Origin of the sequence: Pseudomonas sp. p106 (genome assembly GCF_003936645.1) — a bacterium.
GTDB classification, from domain to species: domain Bacteria; phylum Pseudomonadota; class Gammaproteobacteria; order Pseudomonadales; family Pseudomonadaceae; genus Aquipseudomonas; species Aquipseudomonas putida_E.
This window is the reverse complement of record NZ_RHQR01000008.1, coordinates 1-18,689: the sequence shown is the minus strand read 5'-3', so window position 1 is coordinate 18,689 and position 18,689 is coordinate 1. Positions and strand designations below refer to the sequence as shown.

The window sequence follows — 18,689 nt, the reverse complement described above, 5'->3', positions numbered from 1 at the left end:
ATGATACTCCAGTGATGGAGTCCTTTGCAGAGGGACATAGGGATGGCAAGCGGTAAAGTCAAGTGGTTCAACAATGCCAAGGGCTACGGATTCATCAATGAAGACGGCAAAACCGACGATCTGTTCGCCCATTATTCGGCGATCAAGATGGACGGTTACAAAACCCTGAAGGCCGGACAAGCCGTGACTTTCGAGATCGTGCAGGGCCCCAAGGGCCTGCATGCGACCGAGATCGCCAACGCTGTTGCCAGCACCTCAACAGGAGCCTCGCAATCATCGACCGCTGAAGCCTGATCCCTGCTTTGCGTCGGCATACGAAAAACCGGCCGCCCCACTTAACAGGGGCGGCCGGTTTTCAATTGTTTCACATATGCTTGATCATTTCGTCGCCGAAGCCTGAACTACCCACCAGCTTCGCGCCTTCCATCAGCCGCTCGAAGTCGTAGGTAACCGTCTTGGCCCCGATCGCGCCATTGGTGCCTTTGATGATCAGGTCGGCCGCCTCGGTCCAACCCATGTGGCGCAGCATCATCTCTGCAGAGAGGATCACCGAGCCCGGGTTGACCTTGTCCTGGCCGGCATACTTGGGCGCCGTGCCGTGGGTGGCCTCGAACATGGCCACGGTGTCGGACAGGTTGGCGCCTGGCGCGATACCGATCCCACCCACTTCCGCCGCCAGTGCATCGGACAGGTAGTCGCCGTTGAGGTTAAGGGTGGCAATCACGTCATACTCGGCCGGGCGCAGCAGGATCTGCTGAAGCATGGCGTCGGCAATGGCGTCCTTGACGATGACCTCGCGGCCGGTCTTGGGGTTCTTGAACTTCATCCAAGGGCCACCATCGAGCAGCTCGGCGCCAAACTCATCCTTGGCCACCTCGTAACCCCAGTCCTTGAAGGCACCTTCGGTGAACTTCATGATGTTGCCCTTGTGCACCAGGGTCAGCGACTCACGGTCGTTGTCCACCACGTATTGCAGGGCCTTGCGCACCAGGCGCTTGGTGCCCTCGCGGGAAACCGGCTTGACGCCGATGCCGCAGTCCTGGTCGAAACGGATCTTGGTGACGCCCATTTCCTCCTTGAGGAACTTGATGACCTTGTTCGCTTCGGGCGAGCCGGCTTTCCATTCGATACCGGCGTAGATGTCCTCGGAATTCTCGCGGAAAATCACCATGTCGACATCGCCGGGTTTCTTGACCGGGCTAGGCACGCCTTCGAACCACAGCACCGGCCGCAGGCACACATAGAGATCAAGTTGCTGGCGCAGCGCCACATTCAACGAACGGATGCCCCCGCCGACCGGAGTGGTCAGCGGCCCCTTGATCGATACGACATAGTCGCGCACCGCGTCCAGGGTCTCCTGGGGCAGCCAGGTGTCCTGGTCATAGACCTGGGTAGCCTTCTCCCCGGCGTATACTTCCATCCAGGCTATCTTGCGCTTGCCGCCGTAGGCCTTCTGCACGGCAGCGTCCACCACCTTGATCATCACCGGTGAGACATCGACGCCAATGCCGTCGCCTTCGATATAGGGAATGATGGGGTTGTCGGGCACGTTGAGCGAATGGTCTGCATTGACGGTGATCTTGGCGCCGTCGGTCGGAACCTTGATTTTCTGGTATCCCATGCTTGCACTACTCCGCTTTCGGGTGTGATTGGACATCATGCGATCCCACTGAGCCTAAACCACATCTGCCGACCTGCAAGCGCTGCGACATCACGCCACATTGCCGCTACGTCTTTGGTCTTATAAATGGCGCCGATGTCACTTCGCCTTGCTGAATAGCCCGATTGGTTTGATATACTGCGCCGCGACCGAAGGGTCATCGGGGCGAATCCCAGGAAAATGCGGCTCGCCCTCGGCCAGTAACTGGCCAAAAAGCCTGGGCTGTTACCGCAGTTCAGCACTTGACGCTCGACTGATGCATCCACCATCACCGCTCGCAGCCTCTCGACTTTCCGCTCATGGCGTCGCCAGGGCGAAGCGCCTACCCTGCGCACCTCGAGACTCGAGTACGCTCAGCACATAGAGAGTTAACCCGCATGCCCACCCGTTCCAAGATCATCTATACCTTCACCGACGAAGCCCCCGCCCTCGCCACCTACTCGCTGCTGCCGATCGTCGAAGCTTTCACCGCTTCGGCTGACATCGCCGTCGAAACTCGCGACATTTCCCTGGCTGGCCGCATCCTCGCGGCATTCCCGGAGCAACTGGGCACCGAGAAGCAGGTAGGCGATCACCTGGCGGAACTGGGCCAACTGGCTACCACACCTGAAGCCAATATCATCAAGCTGCCGAACATCAGCGCCTCGGTACCGCAGCTCAAGGCCGCGATCAAGGAACTGCAAGGCAAGGGCTTCAATATCCCGGACTACGCCGACGAGCCGGCCACCGCGGAAGAAAAAGAATCCCGCGCGCGCTACGACCGCATCAAGGGCAGCGCCGTGAACCCGGTACTGCGCGAAGGCAACTCCGACCGCCGCGCACCGCTGTCGGTCAAGAACTACGCGCGCAAGCACCCGCACAAGATGGGTGCCTGGGCCGCCGACTCCAAGTCGCACGTTGCCCACATGACCCAAGGCGACTTCTACGGCAGCGAAAAGGCCGCACTGATCGAGGCTGACGACAGCCTGCGCATCGAGCTGGTCGCCAAAGACGGCAGCACCACCGTGCTGAAAGAAAAGACCGCCGTCAAAGCCGCCGAAATCATCGACTGCGCAACCATGAGCCGCAAGGCACTGAAAGCCTTCATCGCCGAGCAGATCGCCGATGCCAAGGCCTCCGGCGTGCTGCTGTCGGTGCACCTGAAAGCCACCATGATGAAGGTTTCGGACCCGATCATGTTCGGCGTCATCGTCGAAGCCTTCTACGGCGAAGTGCTGGCCAAGCACGCTGCCGCGCTGGCCGAAGTGGGCTTCAATGCCAACAACGGCATCGGTGACCTGTATGCCCGCATCAAGGATCTGCCAGCCGACAAGCAGGCCGAGATCGAAGCCGACATCCAGGCCCTGTACGCCGAGCGCCCGGCCCTGGCCATGGTCAACTCCGACAAAGGCATCACCAACCTGCACGTGCCGAGCGACGTGATCGTCGACGCCTCGATGCCGGCCATGATCCGTGACTCGGGCAAGATGTGGAACACCGCTGGCGAGCTGCAGGATGCCAAGGCGATCATCCCGGACCGCTGCTACGCCGGCATCTACCAGGCCACCATCGAAGACTGCAAGGCCAACGGCGCGTTCGACCCGACCACCATGGGCAGCGTACCGAACGTCGGCCTGATGGCACAGAAGGCCGAAGAGTACGGCTCCCACGACAAGACCTTCCAGGTCAAGGCTGACGGCGTCGTGCGCGTGGTCGATGGCAAGGGCAAGGTCGTTCTGGAGCAGAACGTCGAAGCCGGTGACATCTTCCGCATGTGCCAGACCAAAGACGCGCCGATCCAGGACTGGGTCAAGCTGGCCGTCAACCGCGCCCGCCTGAGCGACACCCCGGCGGTGTTCTGGCTGGACCCAGCCCGCGCCCACGACGGCGTGATGATCGAGAAGGTGCAGAAGTACCTGAAGGATCACGACACTGCAGGCCTGGACATCCGCGTTCTGGCGCCGGTCGACGCCATCAAGTTCTCGCTCGCCCGCATCCGCGAAGGCAAGGACACCATCTCGGTGACCGGCAACGTGCTGCGCGACTACCTGACCGACCTGTTCCCGATCATGGAGCTGGGCACCAGCGCCAAGATGCTGTCGATCGTGCCGCTGATGAACGGCGGCGGCCTGTTCGAAACCGGCGCTGGCGGTTCGGCACCCAAGCACGTGCAGCAGCTGGTTGAAGAAAACTTCCTGCGTTGGGACTCGCTGGGTGAATTCCTGGCCCTGGCCGCTTCCCTGGAGCACCTGGGCAACACCTACGACAACCCGCGCGCCAAGGTCCTGGCCAACACCCTGGACCAGGCCACCGGCAAGTTCCTCGACACCAACAAGTCGCCTTCGCGCAAAGTCGGTGGTATCGACAACCGTGGCAGCCACTTCTACCTGACCCTGTACTGGGCAGAAGCGCTGGCCGCCCAGACTGACGACGCCGCCCTGCAGGCGCGCTTCGCACCACTGGCAAAAACCCTGGCCGAGAACGAAGCGACCATCGTCGCCGAGCTCAACGCCGTGCAGGGCAAGCCGGCCGACATCGGTGGCTACTACGCTCCGGATGCCGAGCTGACCGCCAAGGTGATGCGCCCAAGCCAGACCCTGAACAGCGCCATTGCCGCCCTGTAAGGCTCGCTTGAGGTAACAGCACAAACCCCGGCCACGCACCGGGGTTTGTGCTTTCTGAAGCACAGACGCGCCCGCGCCAACCATAGGAAATGCCCATGTCCTGGCAACCCCACATCACCGTCGCCACCATCGTCGAGCACGCAGGCAAATTTCTCTTCGTCGAAGAGTTCAAAGCCGGCCAGCACGTGTTCAACCAGCCCGCCGGCCACCTGGAGCCAAACGAAACACTGCCCCAGGCCGCCCTGCGCGAAACCCTGGAGGAAACCGCCTGGGAAGTCGAGCTTACCGGCGTGGTCGGCATCTACCTGTACACCGCACCCAGCAACGGCGTGACCTACCAGCGCATCTGCTTTGCCGCACGCCCCGTGCACCACCACGCCGACCTTGCGCTGGACAGCGACATCGTCCGTGCCGTCTGGCTCACCCGCGAGGAACTGTTGGCTGCCCCCGACCGCTGGCGCAGCGAGCTGGTACCACGCTGCCTGGATGACTACCTTGCAGGCCCGCTGCATAGCCTTGATTTGCTGCGCGACTGACGCGCAGCCTCGGGTTTGGTAGACTCGGCGCTTTTCCCCCTTGATACACATCGGTAGCCATGACCAGCCCAGCACTCAAAGACCCCGCCAAGACCCGCGTCATCGTCGGCATGTCCGGCGGCGTGGACTCTTCCGTCTCCGCCCTTCTGCTCATGGAGCAGGGCTACCAGGTGGAAGGTCTGTTCATGAAGAACTGGGAAGAGGACGACGGCACCGAATACTGCACTGCCCGTGAAGACTTGGCAGACGCCCAGGCCGTGTGCGACCGCATCGGCATCAAACTGCACACCGCCAACTTCGCTGCCGAATACTGGGACAACGTTTTCGAGCACTTCCTCGAAGAGTACAAGGCCGGCCGTACACCCAACCCGGACATCCTCTGCAACCGCGAAATCAAGTTCAAGGCGTTCCTCGACTACGCACTGTCGCTGGGTGCAGACCTGATCGCCACTGGCCATTACGTGCGCCGCCGCGACACCGGCGCGATCACCGAACTGCTCAAGGGCCTGGACCCGAACAAGGACCAGAGCTACTTCCTGCATGCCGTCGGCGGCAAGGAAATCGCCCGCACCCTGTTCCCGGTCGGCGAACTGGAAAAGCCCGAGGTTCGCGCCATCGCCGAAAAGCACGGCCTGGCCACTGCCAAGAAGAAGGACTCCACCGGTATCTGCTTCATCGGTGAGCGCCGCTTCAGCGACTTCCTCAAGCAGTACCTGCCGGCCCAGCCAGGTGAGATACAGACCACCGACGGCGAAGTCATCGGCCGCCATCACGGCCTGATGTACCACACCATCGGCCAGCGCCAGGGCTTGGGCATCGGGGGCTTGAAAGACGCCGGCGACGAGCCGTGGTACGTGCTGCACAAAGACCTGACCCGCAATGTGCTGGTGGTCGGCCAGGGCAACGAACACCCTTGGTTGTTCTCCCGCGCCCTGCTCGCCTCGGAGATCTTCTGGGTCAACCCGATCGACCTCAGCAGCCCGCGTACGCTCACTGCCAAGGTGCGCTACCGTCAGAGCGACCAGCGCTGCACCCTGGAGCTGACCGAAAGCGGCTACCGCGCTGTGTTCGACGAGCCACAGCGCGCCGTTACCCCTGGCCAGTCGGTAGTGTTCTACGACGGCGAGGTGTGCCTGGGCGGCGGCGTGATCGAGACGGCCGAGCCGTGGAGCCCGCGCGCATGAGCAAACTGCAGGAGCAATTGATTGCCCTGGGTGGGGTGTTTCAGGCCGCCGTGCTGGTCGACCGCATCGCCCGCACCGGCCAGGCCAGCGAGGCCGATATCGGCTGCATGCTGGGCAGCCTGCTGGTGCGCGACCCCAAGGACACCCTGGAGGTATTCGGTGGCGACGACCTCAACCTGCGCGACGGTTATCGTGCCCTGGTCGGCGCCCTGGAGCGCGACCCCAGCAGCCTGCAGCGCGAACCGCTGCGTTATGCGCTGTCGATGCTCGGGCTGGAACGCCAGCTGAACAAGCGTGGCGACCTGCTCGACACCATCGGCAACCGCCTGCCGCAAATCCAGTCACAGGCCGACCATTTCGGCCTGGTTCACGAAAACGTCATCGCCTCCAGCGGCGCCTTGTATCAGGACACCTTGAGCACACTGCGCCAGCGCATTCAGGTGCATGGCGACATGCGTTTCCTGCAGCAGGCCAGCAACGCGTCGAAGATCCGCGCCCTGCTGCTGGCAGGCATCCGCGCCGCACGCCTGTGGCGCCAGCTGGGCGGGCATCGCTGGCAGCTGGTGTTCAGCCGGCGCAAGTTGCTCAACGAACTGTACGATATGATGCGCACACCTTCCTGAAGGCGGCGCTGAACCCTCGGTAGGAGCGGCCTTGCGTCGCGAAAGGGCTGCGCAGCGGCCCCGGCAATCTATGCTGGGGCGGCGATTTGGGGGCCGCTGCGCAGCCCTTTCGCGACGCAAGGCCGCTCCTACAGGCATTTTTCATGTATCATATGCGCCCTTCCAAAAGCCTGACTGTCCGAGAACACCCCATGCAGCTTTCTTCGCTCACTGCGGTTTCCCCTGTAGACGGCCGTTATGCCGGCAAAACCCAGGCCTTGCGCCCCATTTTCAGCGAATTCGGCCTGATCCGTTTCCGCGCCCTGGTCGAAGTGCGCTGGCTGCAGCGCCTGGCCGCTCACCCGCAAATTGGCGAAGTGCCGGCGTTCTCCGCTGAAGCCAACGCCCTGCTGGACGGCCTGGCCACCGACTTCAAGCTCGAGCACGCTGAACGCGTCAAGGAAATCGAGCGCACCACCAACCATGACGTCAAGGCGATCGAATACCTCCTCAAGGAGCAGGCTGCGCAACTGCCTGAGCTGGCAAAGGTCAGCGAATTCATCCACTTCGCCTGCACCAGTGAGGACATCAACAACCTGTCCCACGCGCTGATGCTGCGTGCTGGCCGCGACGACGTGCTGCTGCCGCTGATGCGTCAGATCGCCGAAGCCATTCGTGCCCTGGCCCATGCCCACGCCGACGTGCCGATGCTGTCGCGCACCCACGGCCAGCCGGCTTCGCCGACCACCCTGGGCAAAGAGCTGGCCAACGTCGTCTACCGCCTGGAGCGCCAGATCGCTCAAGTGGCCGCCGTGCCGCTGCTGGGCAAGATCAACGGCGCCGTGGGCAACTACAACGCCCACCTCTCGGCCTACTCGCAGATCGACTGGGAAGAAAACGCCCGCGCCTTCATCGAAGACGAACTGGGCCTGGTGTTCAACCCTTACACCACCCAGATCGAACCGCACGACTACATCGCCGAGCTGTTCGACGCCATCGCCCGCTTCAACACCATCCTCATCGACTTCGACCGCGACGTCTGGGGCTACATCTCGCTGGGCTACTTCAAGCAGAAGACCGTCGCTGGCGAAATTGGCTCGTCGACCATGCCGCACAAGGTCAACCCGATCGACTTCGAGAACTCCGAAGGCAACCTGGGTATCGCCAACGCCCTGTTCCAGCACCTGGCCAGCAAGCTGCCGATCTCGCGCTGGCAGCGTGACCTGACCGACTCCACCGTGCTGCGCAACCTGGGTGTGGGCTTCGCCCACAGCGTCATCGCCTATGAAGCCAGCCTGAAAGGCATCGGCAAGCTGGAAGTCAACGCCGCGCGTATCGCCGCCGACCTGGACGCCTGCTGGGAAGTCCTCGCCGAGCCAATCCAGACCGTGATGCGCCGCTTCAACATCGAGAACCCCTACGAGAAGCTCAAAGAGCTGACCCGTGGCAAGGGCATCACCCCAGAAGCGCTGCTGACCTTCATCGACGGCCTGGACATGCCAGCCGAAGCCAAGGCCGAGCTCAAGCAATTGACCCCTGCCAGCTACATCGGTAACGCCGCAGCGCAGGCCAAACGCATCTAAGCTGAGCGTCGCCTTCAACGCCCGGCCTGGCCGGGCGTTTTTATTCCCGGACGAAAATTACGTTTTTTCAATAGGTTGAACATGAATCCTGATACTCCACTGCAGTTGCTCGGCGGCATCTCGGCCCGCGAATTCATGCGCGACTACTGGCAGAAGAAGCCGCTGCTGGTGCGCCAGGCATTCCCGGACTTCGAAAGCCCGATCGACCCCGACGAGCTGGCCGGCCTGGCCCTGGAAGAGGAAGTCGAGTCGCGCATCGTGCTCGAGCACGGCGCCCACCCGTGGGAGCTGCGCCGCGGCCCGTTCAACGAAGACACCTTCGCCGACCTGCCTGAAAAGGACTGGACCCTGCTGGTTCAGGCCGTCGACCAGTTCGTACCGGAAGTGGCCGAACTGCTGGAGCACTTCCGCTTCCTGCCAAGCTGGCGCATCGACGACGTGATGATCAGCTTCGCCACCCCCGGTGGCAGCGTAGGCCCGCACTTCGACAATTACGACGTGTTCCTGCTGCAAGGCCACGGCCAGCGCAACTGGAAGATCGGCCAGATGTGCAACAGCGACAGCCCGCTGCTGGACCATGCCGACCTGCGCATCCTCGCCGAATTCGAACAGAGCGGCGAATGGACCCTGGAGCCAGGCGACATGCTCTACCTGCCACCGCGCCTGGCCCACTACGGCGTAGCCGTGGACGACTGCCTGACCTACTCGGTCGGCTTCCGCGCCCCAAGTGCCGCCGAAGTGCTGACCCACTTCACAGACTTCCTCGGCCAGTTCCTGCCGGACGAGGAGCGCTACAGCGACGCCGACGCCGAGCCTGCCAGCGACCCACACCAGATCCAGCACGACGCCCTCGACCGCCTCAAGGGCCTGCTCGACAAGCACATGAACGACAAGGACCTGCTGCTGACCTGGTTCGGCCAGTTCATGACCGAGCCGCGCTACCCCGAGCAGGTCGTCGGTGAAGAACTGGACGAGCAGGAGCTGATCGAAGCGCTCGAAGATGGCGCTATCCTGATCCGCAACCCAAGCGCACGCATGGCCTGGTCGGAGCTTGGCGACGACCTGATGCTGTTCGCCAGCGGCCGCAGCTGCCCGTTGCCAGCCAAACTGCGCGAGCTGCTGAAGCTGGTTTGTGCCGCCGACGCGTTACACATCGACAACCTTGCGCAGTGGCTGGAGGATGAAGATGGCCTTATGCTGGTACAGCAATTGATCAAACAAGGAAGCTTGGGATTCGCCAATGAATAAGATTCGTGTGCGCCTCGCCGACTGGCAGAAAGATAACGCCGATATCCGTCGTATCCGTGAAGCGGTGTTCGTCGCCGAACAGCACATTCCGCCGGAGCTGGAGTTCGATTCGGAAGACCAGGACGCGCTGCACTTTCTGGCGCTGGAAGGTGATTACCCTATTGGCACGGCCCGCCTGCTGGCGGACGGCACCATCGGGCGCATCTCGGTGCTCAAGGACTGGCGCGGGCTGAAGGTTGGCGACGCGCTGGTCAATGCGGTAATCCTTGAGGCACAGAACCGCGACCTCAAGCAGCAGATGCTGAGTGCTCAGGTGCATGCCACGCCGTTCTATGAGCGGCTGGGCTTTCGCGTGGTCAGCGAGGAATTCCTCGAAGCCGGCATCCCGCATGTGGACATGGTGCGCGACTCCCGCGAGATCGCCTGAAGCTTCAAACTTGCGCTAAACCCGTGTAGGAGCGGCCTTGCGTCGCGAAAGGGCCGCACAGCGGCCCCGGGCTTATTGCAGCGCCGTCTGTAACGTCGGGGCTGCTTCGCAGCCCTTTCGCGACGCAAGGCCGCTCCTACGGCAACTGCGTTGTTTGGGTAAACCATGCAATAACAAACCTGTACATCCATCCAGATAAAACTTGCCACCGCGCCCCCGCTTGCGCATCCTACTGCCTATCACCCTCGATAAAGCGTCCCGGCCATGCGCCTGTTCCTCTGCGAAAAACCCTCCCAGGCAAAAGACATCGCCAAGATCCTTGGCGCCCACCGCAGGGGCGACGGCTGCTGGCAAGGCACCGACGTCTGCGTCACCTGGTGCATCGGCCACCTGTTGGAAACCGCTCCGCCCGACAGCTACGACGAACGCTACAAGCGCTGGAACCTCGCCGACCTGCCGATCATTCCGGAAAAGTGGAAGATGCTGGTCAAGCCCAAGACTGCCAGCCAGTTCAAGGCCGTCAAGCGCCTGCTCGGCGAAGCACGCGAACTGGTAATCGCCACCGATGCCGACCGCGAAGGCGAAATGATCGCCCGCGAGCTAGTCGAGCATTGTCGCTACCGTGGGCCCATTCAGCGCCTGTGGTTGTCCGCTCTGGACGATGCCTCGATTCGCAAGGCGCTGGCACGCCTGCTGCCGGGGCAGGATACCTTCAACCTCTATCACTCGGCGCTGGGCCGCTCACGCGCCGACTGGCTCATCGGCATGAACATGAGCCGGCTTTTCACCTTGTTGGGCCGCCAGTCCGGCTATCAGGGTGTACTACCCGTTGGCCGGGTACAAACACCCACCCTGCGCCTGGTGGTGGACCGCGACCGTAGCATCGCTGATTTCGTACCGCTACCGTTCTGGGCCATCGACGTGCAACTCGAGCATGCCAACATTGGCTTCAACGCCCAATGGCGAGCACCGCAAGATACCTGCGACGACCATGGGCGCTGCCTTAACCAGGCGCTGGCCCAACAGGCTGCAACAGATATCGGCAACGCCCGCACTGCACGGGTGCTCAAGGTGGCCACCGAACGCGTACGCGAGGCAGCACCCCTGCCCTTCGACCTCGGCACCCTGCAGGAATTGTGCTCAAAGAAGTTCGGCCTTGGCGCCCAGGAAACCCTCGACATTGCCCAGGCCCTGTACGAAACCCACAAGCTGATCACTTACCCACGAAGCGACTGCGGTTACCTGCCGGTCAGCCAACACAGCGAAGCGCCGGCAATCCTCACTGCATTACAGCGCGCCGATAGCAGCCTGGCGCCGTTGCAAGCGCACCTTGAGCCGCACCGCCGCTCGCGGGCCTGGAACGATTCCAAGGTCACCGCGCACCACGGCATCATCCCTACCGCGGCCGCCAGCGACCCGTCACGCTTGCCAGCCAAGTACAGGGCGGTCTATACCCTGATCCGTGCCCGTTACCTGGCCCAGTTCCTACCCAACCACGAGTACGATCGAACCCAGGCCGAGTTCGACTGTGCAGGCCATGCACTGCGCGCCGTGGGCAAGCAGATCGCGGAGCCGGGCTGGCGTCGCGCATTACCAGAAGCGTTGGCCCCGGCCAAAGGCCGCGAAGCGCCGCCGGCGCAAGTCCTGCCAACGTTGCGTGAGGGCCAGGACTGCTCGGTGCAGGGCCTGCAGTTGAAAGACCTGTGGACCCAACCGCCCAAACCCTTCACCGAAGGCGACCTGATCAAGGCCATGAAGAACGTCGCCAAACTGGTGGACGACCCGCGGCTGAAACAGAAGCTCAAGGAAACCACCGGCATCGGCACCGAGGCGACCCGTGCCAGCATCATCCAGGGCCTGCTCGACCGCGGCTACCTGGTCAAGAACGGCAAGGCACTGGCCGCCACCCCAGCGGCTTTCAGCCTGATCGACGCAGTGCCACGCGCCATCGCCGACCCAGGTACCACGGCAATCTGGGAGCAGGCGCTGGACATGGTGCAAAGTGGTGAAATGAGCCTGGAGGACTTCGTGGCGCGGCAGTCGGCATGGATGGGCAAGCTGGTCGAGCGCTGCAGCGGCATGCGCATGACAATAAACGGGCCAGCGGTGGGCAAGGCGGCGCCGTGGAAGAAAAAGCGCAGGAGCGGGGGCAAAGGCAAGCCTGCAGCTAACGGCGCCAAGGCCATGGGCAGCAAGGCACGGCAGCCTCGGCGCAAGGCCCCCAACTGAATAGCCATCCACAACAGCACGGCATCACCTCCAGACGCGATCCTCGCTCCAGCCAAGCTCGGCAAAATCATGCGCCCGCAAACCGGCCTCTTCCTCACAGAAGAACTCATCCAGCTGGGGCGGTCGCACCGCTGTATCGCTGAGCATGGCATGGACCTGCCCACGGTGATGGATCTGGTGCTCGAACAGGTGGGCAAGCAAGCGCAACCGCTGTTCACGCTGCACACGGTCGGGCCTTACGATACTCACGTAGCGCGATAGCTGGTCGTCGCTCAGCACACTGCAGTAGGCGATCAGCCGGTGGTCAGCCTGGGCCTGTTCGGCGTGCAGGTCGGTGCATGTGGCAAAAGGTTGCTCCGGCTCGAAGAAGCGTTCGCCGTCGGGCTCAGGCGCCTCGCCACGCTGCTCGCACTCGAGCATGTGCAGGTAGAACCAGTCCACCGTCAGCAAATGGTTGAGGGTGGCCTTGATCGATGGGAAGAAGCTGCACCGAGGCGCGACGAACTCGTCCTGGGTCAGTTGCAGGCAGGCCTTGTACAGGCGGTGATTGGCCCAGCCATTGTTGTAGGCCTGGGTCAGCAGATGATGCGACAGCGGCTCCATGGTTCGGCTCCTTCAGGCGAAGCGTTGCAGTTGCATCTCCCGTAGCCGGCTCAGGGTCCTTTGGTACGGGAACGCCAGATACCCTTGAGTGTAGAGCGCTTCGAGCGGAACCTGCGCCTCAAGGTACAGCGCCACCCTACGGTCGTAACATTCGTCGACCAGGGCAATGAAGCGGCGGACGGCGTCATCCTTGGCAGCCAGCGCTGGCAGTTGCCGATCCCCCGCCTCTACCCGCGCGACTCCATGCTCGGTACCACGGGCAATACGCCCGGCCCGCTGCTCGCCGCTCAGGGCTGGAATGCCTTCGACCAGGATTGCCGAGAACTGATCGCACAGCGCCATGAACTCCATCGCCGCCAGTGGTTGCTCGCACAGGTCGGCGAAGCGACACCAGATCGCTTGGCTGCTACGCCGGATCACTTGGATTTGCCGTGAACCCACTGCGAACGGCTGCGCACTGCCCGGATCGTCGGGGCTGAGCTGCTTGAAAACCGCCTCGAGCGCCTTTGCCTTACCAGCTTCAGCCACCCAGTAGCGCTGGTGTGCGGCCCCAGGGTGAAGACGATGGTCTTGCTCGCCTGCCACCGCCAGGACCTGCATGTGCCGTTCGATGGCGGTGATGGCCGGCAGAAAACGATCGCGGTTGAAACCGTCCTGGTACAGCAGATGCGGCGGCTGGTTGGAGGTGGCAACCACCACCACGCCATGATCGAACAACACCTGGAACAGGCGGCCGAGAATGATTGCATCTGCGATGTCGCTGACAAAAAGTTCGTCGAAGCACAGCACGCGGATTTGCCCTGCCAGCTCTTGGGCAAGAGCCTGCAACGGATCGGCGGTGCCATTGAGCTGGAACAGCCGCTGATGGACCCATGCCATGAAATGGTGAAAGTGCTGACGCCGGGCGGCAATGCTCAGGCAGCGGTGGAACAGGTCCATGAGCCAGGTCTTGCCGCGGCCGACCGGCCCCCACAGGTAAAGCCCCTGGGCGGGACTGCCCCGCTCGAGGGCTTCGAAACAGGCTTGCAAGGCATTGACGGCCTGCGCTTGCTGCGGGTCGGGGACGTAGCCTTGATCGGCAAGGGCCTGCTGATAGAGCGTTTTGGGGTCAAATGCCATGCAGCATTATGTTTAAGGCCCCCATCGTCGGCAAGCCTGCGCCCACTCATGCATCACCGCGCTTGCAATTAGCGAGGCAGCTTGCCAGCGATAGGGCCGGTAAAGCCCGGAATCGCTTTCAGCCCTCGCTCAGACCCACTTTGAGCAGCGACCCGTCCTTTTCATCGATGAGCACATACAGGTAGCCATCCGGCCCAACCCGCACATCGCGGATTCGCGCCTTCAAGTCCCCTAGCAAGCGCTCCTCATGGACGATCTTGTCGCCCTCTAGCTGCAGGCGAATCAGCTCTTGGGTAGCCAGCGCACCGATGAACAGATTGTGGTCCCAGGCCTTGAACGTGGGGCTGTCATAAAAAGCCATGCCACTGATGCCTGGGGACTTTTCCCAAACATGATGCGGGTCGACCATACCGTCGACATGTTCGCCCTTGGCCTCAGGGATCGGCATCAGCGAGTAGTTGATGCCGTGGGTGGCGATCGGCCAACCGTAGTTCTTCCCCGCCTGCGGGATATTGATCTCGTCACCGCCGCGGGGGCCATGTTCGTGGGTCCAGAGCTTACCGGTCCAAGGATTGAGGGCCGCCCCCTGCTGATTACGGTGGCCGAATGACCAGATCTCGGCGCGAACTGCTTTTTTCCCGACGAAGGGGTTGTCTTTGGGCACTTCACCATCGGGCAGGATGCGCACGATTTTGCCCTGCAGCTTGTCCAGGTCCTGCGCCGTGGGGCGCTGGTTGTTCTCGCCCAGCGCAATGAACAGGTAGCCGTGGCGATCGAACACCAAGCGCGAGCCGAAGTGATTGCCCACCGAAAGCTTCGGTTGCTGACGGAAGATCACGTCGAAGTTCTCCAAGCGTGCGCGATCTTCGGACAGTTGGCCACGACCAACGGCAGTGCCGGCCTTGCCATCACTGCCCTCTTCGGCATACGACAGGTATACGGTACGGTCCTGGGCAAACTCGGGTGACAACACCACATCGAGCAGACCGCCCTGGCCCTCTGCCCAGACCTTGGGCACCCCGCTTATGGGGGGCCCGACCTTGCCTTCGGCATTGACCACACGCAGGTTACCGGAGCGTTCAGTCACCAGCATATCCTTGCCGCCTGGCAGGAACGCGAGCGCCCAAGGGTTGCGCAAGCCGTCGGCCACGGTGCTGACGGTTACCTGCCCCTCCTCGCTGGGGAAGTGCTCCTCGGCGGCGGCGTGCGCGAGCAGTGGCAGCAGTGTGGCAGCGGTAAGCGTGGTCAGCCAGGTAGCTTTGATCATGCAGGATTCCTTTCAGTGGTACTCAGGGCGCGCGCGCCGGGTGTCACGCGGTGGGCGGGTGGGTTCCAGATTCGGCGTCTGCTGCTGGCGGCGCAGATTTTCACCATTACCGATGCCGCGGTTGTCCAGGGAAGGTGTGCGCTGGATGGGCTGGGTAGAAGGGCCGCGCACCGGTGGTGTGACAGGTTGGCTGCCTTGGCGGCTGTTGGGGTTGGCGCGCTGGATCGGGCTGTTGTAGGGGTTGTTGTTACTGGCAGCGAGCAGCAAGGGCTGCACGGGCGCCGCCTGTGCAGACAAGCCCAGCAACAAGCCGACGGCCAGGGCTGGCAATATAAGATTCATACTCCACCTCGTGTACGAAAAGGTGCGCCTCATGCGTTTGATAGCGTAAGGCGCGAGGCGTTCGCAGAAAAAGGGTGAATGCGATTCGTGATGTTTCAGTATGAACCTCAGGCAGCCCTGCTCGCCTTGCAGACTATGCCAGGCATGGGCCTTCGATGCTCGAAGGTTGAGATAGCGGCATCCTCAGAAGTAGAACCGCTGCTTTCAACACTGACTTACATTTGCCACACTTAAGGCCAGTTTCCATTGGCAAGGTCCATTTGCATGACTGCCGCTTTGCAACGCTACGCCCGACTATCGCTGGTCTTGCTGCTGGCTGGCGTGTTAAATGCCTGCGCTTTGTTGCAGGCGCGCGACCCGCTGAACATCAGCGTGATCGGCATCGAACCACTGGCGGGGCAAGAACTGGAGATGCGCATGGCGGTAAAGATGCGTGTACAAAATCCTAACGAGGCCCCAGTCGACTACAACGGCATCGCGCTGAATCTGGAGGTCAATGGCCAGGCACTGGCCTCTGGGGTTAGCGACCAGCAGGGGCATATTGGCCGTTACAGTGAAGCGGTGGTGGTGGTACCGGTGAGCGTCACGGCTTTTGCATTCCTGCGCCAGGCCTATGGTCTGAGCAAACTCGACTCGCTACAAGGGATGCCTTATGTACTGCGCGGGAAACTGGCTGGGGGCCCCCTGGGCACCGTGCGCTTCACCGATGAGGGCAAGCTGGACCTGCCCAAAGGGGGCAACCTGTATTGGTGACAGGCTGCGGATCATCAACGGTTGGTGCTGGCGGCGGCCATCATCTTGTTGACCTCGCTGCGTACCATGCTGGCGTATTCAGGCGGCGACATGCCGTCCAGTTCGGCACGTACCCATTCGGCCCATTTGCCCTTGCGGCGCGGCTTTTCCGAAATCAGCCGAGCTGCGTCGCCCTTCGCCTTGCCCAGGTTGTTCTGCCACAATTCGAACAGCCGCGCCTTTTCTGCCTCGATCTGTGCCCGTTCCTCGAAGCTCCTGTTGGCCAGATTGAAACTCATGAAAGTACCTGCCAGTTGAAATGGCCGCTATCTTACACCGTAGTGCTGCTTCATCGCTAAGCTGGCGCAACTTTCCCGGCGCACCGGCATCCATTGCTTACCCCCCTATCGACGAGGACATGTTCATGGCCCGAAAATCAGCCATTGCAGCTAACAGCGAGCAGATCAAGGATCAGGTGTTCAGTGAGCTGCAGGCATTGATCGAAGAGTCGGAGAAGCTGCTCAACGACAGCGCCTCTCTGGTAGGTGAAGAAGCCGACACGCTGCGCGCGCAGGTCAGCCTGAAACTTCGCCAGGCTCGAGAGGCGGCCGGGCAGGTGCGCGCCAAGGCACAACCGGTAGTAGACGCAACCCAAGACTATATCGGCGGCCACCCATGGCAGACCGTTGCGGTTTCTGCCGGGTTTGGCCTGGTAATTGGCCTGCTGCTAGGCCGCCGTCACTAAACCGTTCCCCAGGCGTAGTGCCGGCTGCTTCAAATCAGGCGGCCTGCGCCATCGGAATACCACTGTGGAAACGCAATTCCTGGTCAGCAGACAGGATCAACTCCGCTTCCGCATCGCGCACCTGCTGAACCCGCTGGGCTATATCTGCTTCATCACCATACTGATGGGCGAGTTTCAGGTAGCCCTGGTAGTGACGCGCTTCGCTTTTCAGCAAGCCGTGATAGAAAGTGCCGAGCTCTTCATCAAGGTGCGGGACCAATGCTGCAAAGCGTTCGCAGCTGCGTGCTTCGATAAATGCCCCTACCACTAGCGTATCCACCAGCTTGACTGGCTCATGGGCACGTACCAGGCGACGCAAGCCAGAGGCGTAGCGCCCTGCCGACACTGGCCGCAAAGGCACACCACGGCGCTTCATCAAGCGCAAAACCTGCTCATGATGTACCAGTTCCTCTCGGGCCAGGCGCGACATCATGTTGATCAGGTCCAGGTGGGTGTTGTACTTGGCGATCAGGCTCAGCGCAGTGCTGGCAGCTTTGAACTCACAGTTCTTGTGGTCGATCAGCAAGGTTTCCTGGTCGGCGATGGCCGCTTCGATCCAGGCGTCTGGAGTCTTGCAACCTAGGAAGGCATCGATTTCGGGGATCAGGGACATAACGTACAACCACACACAGCAGGCAGGACGGGCGATTATACCGGCGCCAATCATGAGCGCCAGTGGCTATGCTTGATGTACATCAAGCGGCGACGCAAGGCTCGCCTACTATAGTCAGGCATAGGCCACCATCTTTTGAGGGGAGTTCATGCCCATGCAAGCTGTCCGTAGCATTCTAGTGGTACTCGATCCCGATCATGCCCATAGCCGTGCGTTGACCCGTGCCAAGCTTATAGCCGGCGTAACCGGTGCGCGCCTGCACCTGCTCATGTGCGACAAAAAACAGGATCACAGTGCACTACTCAGCCTGCTTGGCAGTCAGCTACACGACGATGGCTACGATAACGTCTCTCATGAACAGAACTGGAACGAGACCCTGCACGAGTCGATCATCGCCGTTCAGCAGGCTGAAGGCTGTGACCTGGTGATCAAGGAACACCGGCCGGACAACCCCCTGCGCAAGGCATTGCTGACGCCAAGTGACTGGAAACTTCTGCGCCAGTGCCCTTGCGCCGTGTTGATGGTCAAGAGCGAGCGGCCCTGGACGGGAGGCAAGATTTTGGCAGCAGTGGATGTCGGTAACGATGACGAAGATCATCGGCGGCTGCATACCAGCATCATCGACCATGGCTATGACATTGCCAGCCTGGCAAAAGGTGAACTGCACGTGATCAGTGCGCATCCCTCCCCCATGCTGGCAGCATCCGATCCTGTCTACCAGCTCAGTGAGACCATCGAAAAACGCTACCGAGAGGCGTGCAGTGCTTTCCAGGCCGAATATGATATCAGCGAAGATCGCCTGCATGTCGCAGAGGGCCCTGCGGATGTGCTGATACCTCATACCGAGCAGAAGCTCGATGCAGTGGTCACGGTCATTGGCACTGTCGCGCGCACGGGCATCTCAGGTGCCTTGATTGGCAATACCTCTGAAGTCGTGCTCGATACGCTGGTAGGTGATGTGCTGGTACTTAAAAGTGAAGAGGGGATCGCGCACCTGGCTGAATTGGCCCGAGGCTAGAAATTTTTGCGCACAAAGACAAAACCCCTACCTGCTTGCGCAGATAGGGGTTTTGCGAAATGAATCTTGACGATGACCTACTCTCACATGGGGAAACCCCACACTACCATCGGCGATGCATCGTTTCACTACTGAGTTC

19 protein-coding genes are annotated in these 18,689 nt (G+C 61.7%); 12 read left to right on the top strand and 7 right to left on the bottom strand.

Annotated features, from left to right (window positions below):
* Positions 1 to 42 precede the first annotated feature (42 nt).
* Complete coding sequence (gene cspD, locus EGJ09_RS12150) at positions 43 to 294, top strand: cold shock domain-containing protein CspD (protein WP_046788266.1); 252 nt, start codon at positions 43 to 45, stop codon at positions 292 to 294.
* Between the two features lie 70 nt (positions 295 to 364).
* Here cspD and icd read toward each other — a convergent pair whose 3' ends face one another.
* On the bottom strand, positions 365 to 1,621 hold the full coding sequence (gene icd / locus EGJ09_RS12145; RefSeq protein WP_012315253.1) for an NADP-dependent isocitrate dehydrogenase: 1,257 nt from the start codon (positions 1,619 to 1,621) through the stop codon (positions 365 to 367).
* 416 nt (positions 1,622 to 2,037) lie between these two features.
* On the opposite strand from icd, the gene EGJ09_RS12140 reads away from it, so the two are divergent.
* The 8 genes from EGJ09_RS12140 to EGJ09_RS12105 all read left to right on the top strand — a co-directional run bounded on the left by EGJ09_RS12140 (position 2,038) and on the right by EGJ09_RS12105 (position 12,072).
* A complete protein-coding gene (locus EGJ09_RS12140) occupies positions 2,038 to 4,263 on the top strand; it encodes an NADP-dependent isocitrate dehydrogenase (protein WP_115274333.1) in 2,226 nt (741 codons plus the stop codon).
* Between the two features lie 95 nt (positions 4,264 to 4,358).
* Positions 4,359 to 4,799: an NUDIX hydrolase gene (locus tag EGJ09_RS12135; RefSeq protein WP_046788268.1), complete on the top strand. Its 441-nt coding sequence runs from the start codon at positions 4,359 to 4,361 to the stop codon at positions 4,797 to 4,799.
* 59 nt (positions 4,800 to 4,858) lie between these two features.
* A complete protein-coding gene (gene mnmA / locus EGJ09_RS12130) occupies positions 4,859 to 5,983 on the top strand; it encodes a tRNA 2-thiouridine(34) synthase MnmA (RefSeq protein ID WP_115274332.1) in 1,125 nt (374 codons plus the stop codon).
* Positions 5,980 to 6,606 carry a high frequency lysogenization protein HflD gene (gene hflD, locus EGJ09_RS12125; protein WP_046788270.1) on the top strand — a complete coding sequence of 209 codons (627 nt, stop codon included), beginning with the start codon at positions 5,980 to 5,982 and terminating at the stop codon, positions 6,604 to 6,606. The genes mnmA and hflD overlap by 4 nt, the downstream gene beginning before the upstream one ends.
* Positions 6,607 to 6,797: 191 nt before the next feature.
* Positions 6,798 to 8,168 (top strand): adenylosuccinate lyase, encoded by a 1,371-nt coding sequence (gene purB, locus EGJ09_RS12120; RefSeq protein ID WP_046788271.1) that lies wholly within the window; start codon positions 6,798 to 6,800, stop codon positions 8,166 to 8,168.
* An 81-nt stretch (positions 8,169 to 8,249) separates the two neighbouring features.
* On the top strand, positions 8,250 to 9,416 hold the full coding sequence (locus EGJ09_RS12115) for a cupin domain-containing protein (RefSeq protein WP_039604938.1): 1,167 nt from the start codon (positions 8,250 to 8,252) through the stop codon (positions 9,414 to 9,416).
* Positions 9,409 to 9,843 carry a GNAT family N-acetyltransferase gene (locus EGJ09_RS12110; protein ID WP_012315260.1) on the top strand — a complete coding sequence of 145 codons (435 nt, stop codon included), beginning with the start codon at positions 9,409 to 9,411 and terminating at the stop codon, positions 9,841 to 9,843. Before EGJ09_RS12115 ends, EGJ09_RS12110 begins: the two co-directional genes overlap by 8 nt.
* A 264-nt stretch (positions 9,844 to 10,107) precedes the next feature.
* A complete protein-coding gene (locus EGJ09_RS12105) occupies positions 10,108 to 12,072 on the top strand; it encodes a DNA topoisomerase III (protein ID WP_125923909.1) in 1,965 nt (654 codons plus the stop codon).
* A 24-nt stretch (positions 12,073 to 12,096) separates the two neighbouring features.
* Here the strand turns inward: EGJ09_RS12105 and EGJ09_RS12100 are convergent, their stop codons facing one another.
* From EGJ09_RS12100 to EGJ09_RS12085, 4 genes are all read right to left on the bottom strand, one after another.
* Positions 12,097 to 12,675, bottom strand: a complete 579-nt coding sequence (locus EGJ09_RS12100) for a DinB family protein (RefSeq protein WP_115274330.1) — start codon at positions 12,673 to 12,675, stop codon at positions 12,097 to 12,099.
* A 12-nt stretch (positions 12,676 to 12,687) separates the two neighbouring features.
* Positions 12,688 to 13,794, bottom strand: a complete 1,107-nt coding sequence (gene zapE, locus EGJ09_RS12095; RefSeq protein WP_125923908.1) for a cell division protein ZapE — start codon at positions 13,792 to 13,794, stop codon at positions 12,688 to 12,690.
* A gap of 118 nt (positions 13,795 to 13,912) precedes the next feature.
* Positions 13,913 to 15,061, bottom strand: a complete 1,149-nt coding sequence (locus EGJ09_RS12090; RefSeq protein WP_046788276.1) for a PQQ-dependent sugar dehydrogenase — start codon at positions 15,059 to 15,061, stop codon at positions 13,913 to 13,915.
* A gap of 12 nt (positions 15,062 to 15,073) precedes the next feature.
* On the bottom strand, positions 15,074 to 15,403 hold the full coding sequence (locus EGJ09_RS12085) for a hypothetical protein (protein ID WP_125923907.1): 330 nt from the start codon (positions 15,401 to 15,403) through the stop codon (positions 15,074 to 15,076).
* Positions 15,404 to 15,667: 264 nt separating this feature from the next.
* Here EGJ09_RS12085 and EGJ09_RS12080 point away from each other — a divergent pair, with 264 nt between their 5' ends.
* Positions 15,668 to 16,156, top strand: coding sequence for an LEA type 2 family protein (locus tag EGJ09_RS12080; RefSeq protein WP_125923906.1), 489 nt, complete (start codon positions 15,668 to 15,670; stop codon positions 16,154 to 16,156).
* 14 nt (positions 16,157 to 16,170) lie between these two features.
* On the opposite strand, the gene EGJ09_RS12075 is transcribed toward EGJ09_RS12080, so the two are convergent.
* Positions 16,171 to 16,434: a hypothetical protein gene (locus tag EGJ09_RS12075; RefSeq protein ID WP_012315267.1), complete on the bottom strand. Its 264-nt coding sequence runs from the start codon at positions 16,432 to 16,434 to the stop codon at positions 16,171 to 16,173.
* A 125-nt stretch (positions 16,435 to 16,559) separates the two neighbouring features.
* Between EGJ09_RS12075 and EGJ09_RS12070 the strand changes: the two genes are divergently transcribed.
* Complete coding sequence (locus EGJ09_RS12070; RefSeq protein WP_115274327.1) at positions 16,560 to 16,880, top strand: YqjD family protein; 321 nt, start codon at positions 16,560 to 16,562, stop codon at positions 16,878 to 16,880.
* A 34-nt stretch (positions 16,881 to 16,914) separates the two neighbouring features.
* On the opposite strand, the gene EGJ09_RS12065 is transcribed toward EGJ09_RS12070, so the two are convergent.
* Complete coding sequence (locus EGJ09_RS12065) at positions 16,915 to 17,532, bottom strand: tRNA-(ms[2]io[6]A)-hydroxylase (RefSeq protein WP_119687457.1); 618 nt, start codon at positions 17,530 to 17,532, stop codon at positions 16,915 to 16,917.
* Between the two features lie 154 nt (positions 17,533 to 17,686).
* Here EGJ09_RS12065 and EGJ09_RS12060 point away from each other — a divergent pair, with 154 nt between their 5' ends.
* Positions 17,687 to 18,550, top strand: coding sequence for a universal stress protein (locus tag EGJ09_RS12060; protein ID WP_115275507.1), 864 nt, complete (start codon positions 17,687 to 17,689; stop codon positions 18,548 to 18,550).
* Positions 18,551 to 18,689 lie beyond the last annotated feature (139 nt).

Bases quoted from the DNA above. Each gene is read 5' to 3' on its own strand.
- cspD (WP_046788266.1), top strand. From the start codon at position 43: ATGGCAAGCGGTAAAGTCAAGTGGTTCAACAATGCCAAGGGCTACGGA.
- icd (WP_012315253.1), bottom strand. From the start codon at position 1,621: ATGGGATACCAGAAAATCAAGGTTCCGACCGACGGCGCCAAGATCACC.
- EGJ09_RS12140 (WP_115274333.1), top strand. From the start codon at position 2,038: ATGCCCACCCGTTCCAAGATCATCTATACCTTCACCGACGAAGCCCCC.
- EGJ09_RS12135 (WP_046788268.1), top strand. From the start codon at position 4,359: ATGTCCTGGCAACCCCACATCACCGTCGCCACCATCGTCGAGCACGCA.
- mnmA (WP_115274332.1), top strand. From the start codon at position 4,859: ATGACCAGCCCAGCACTCAAAGACCCCGCCAAGACCCGCGTCATCGTC.
- hflD (WP_046788270.1), top strand. From the start codon at position 5,980: ATGAGCAAACTGCAGGAGCAATTGATTGCCCTGGGTGGGGTGTTTCAG.
- purB (WP_046788271.1), top strand. From the start codon at position 6,798: ATGCAGCTTTCTTCGCTCACTGCGGTTTCCCCTGTAGACGGCCGTTAT.
- EGJ09_RS12115 (WP_039604938.1), top strand. From the start codon at position 8,250: ATGAATCCTGATACTCCACTGCAGTTGCTCGGCGGCATCTCGGCCCGC.
- EGJ09_RS12110 (WP_012315260.1), top strand. From the start codon at position 9,409: ATGAATAAGATTCGTGTGCGCCTCGCCGACTGGCAGAAAGATAACGCC.
- EGJ09_RS12105 (WP_125923909.1), top strand. From the start codon at position 10,108: ATGCGCCTGTTCCTCTGCGAAAAACCCTCCCAGGCAAAAGACATCGCC.
- EGJ09_RS12100 (WP_115274330.1), bottom strand. From the start codon at position 12,675: ATGGAGCCGCTGTCGCATCATCTGCTGACCCAGGCCTACAACAATGGC.
- zapE (WP_125923908.1), bottom strand. From the start codon at position 13,794: ATGGCATTTGACCCCAAAACGCTCTATCAGCAGGCCCTTGCCGATCAA.
- EGJ09_RS12090 (WP_046788276.1), bottom strand. From the start codon at position 15,061: ATGATCAAAGCTACCTGGCTGACCACGCTTACCGCTGCCACACTGCTG.
- EGJ09_RS12085 (WP_125923907.1), bottom strand. From the start codon at position 15,403: ATGAATCTTATATTGCCAGCCCTGGCCGTCGGCTTGTTGCTGGGCTTG.
- EGJ09_RS12080 (WP_125923906.1), top strand. From the start codon at position 15,668: ATGACTGCCGCTTTGCAACGCTACGCCCGACTATCGCTGGTCTTGCTG.
- EGJ09_RS12075 (WP_012315267.1), bottom strand. From the start codon at position 16,434: ATGAGTTTCAATCTGGCCAACAGGAGCTTCGAGGAACGGGCACAGATC.
- EGJ09_RS12070 (WP_115274327.1), top strand. From the start codon at position 16,560: ATGGCCCGAAAATCAGCCATTGCAGCTAACAGCGAGCAGATCAAGGAT.
- EGJ09_RS12065 (WP_119687457.1), bottom strand. From the start codon at position 17,532: ATGTCCCTGATCCCCGAAATCGATGCCTTCCTAGGTTGCAAGACTCCA.
- EGJ09_RS12060 (WP_115275507.1), top strand. From the start codon at position 17,687: ATGCAAGCTGTCCGTAGCATTCTAGTGGTACTCGATCCCGATCATGCC.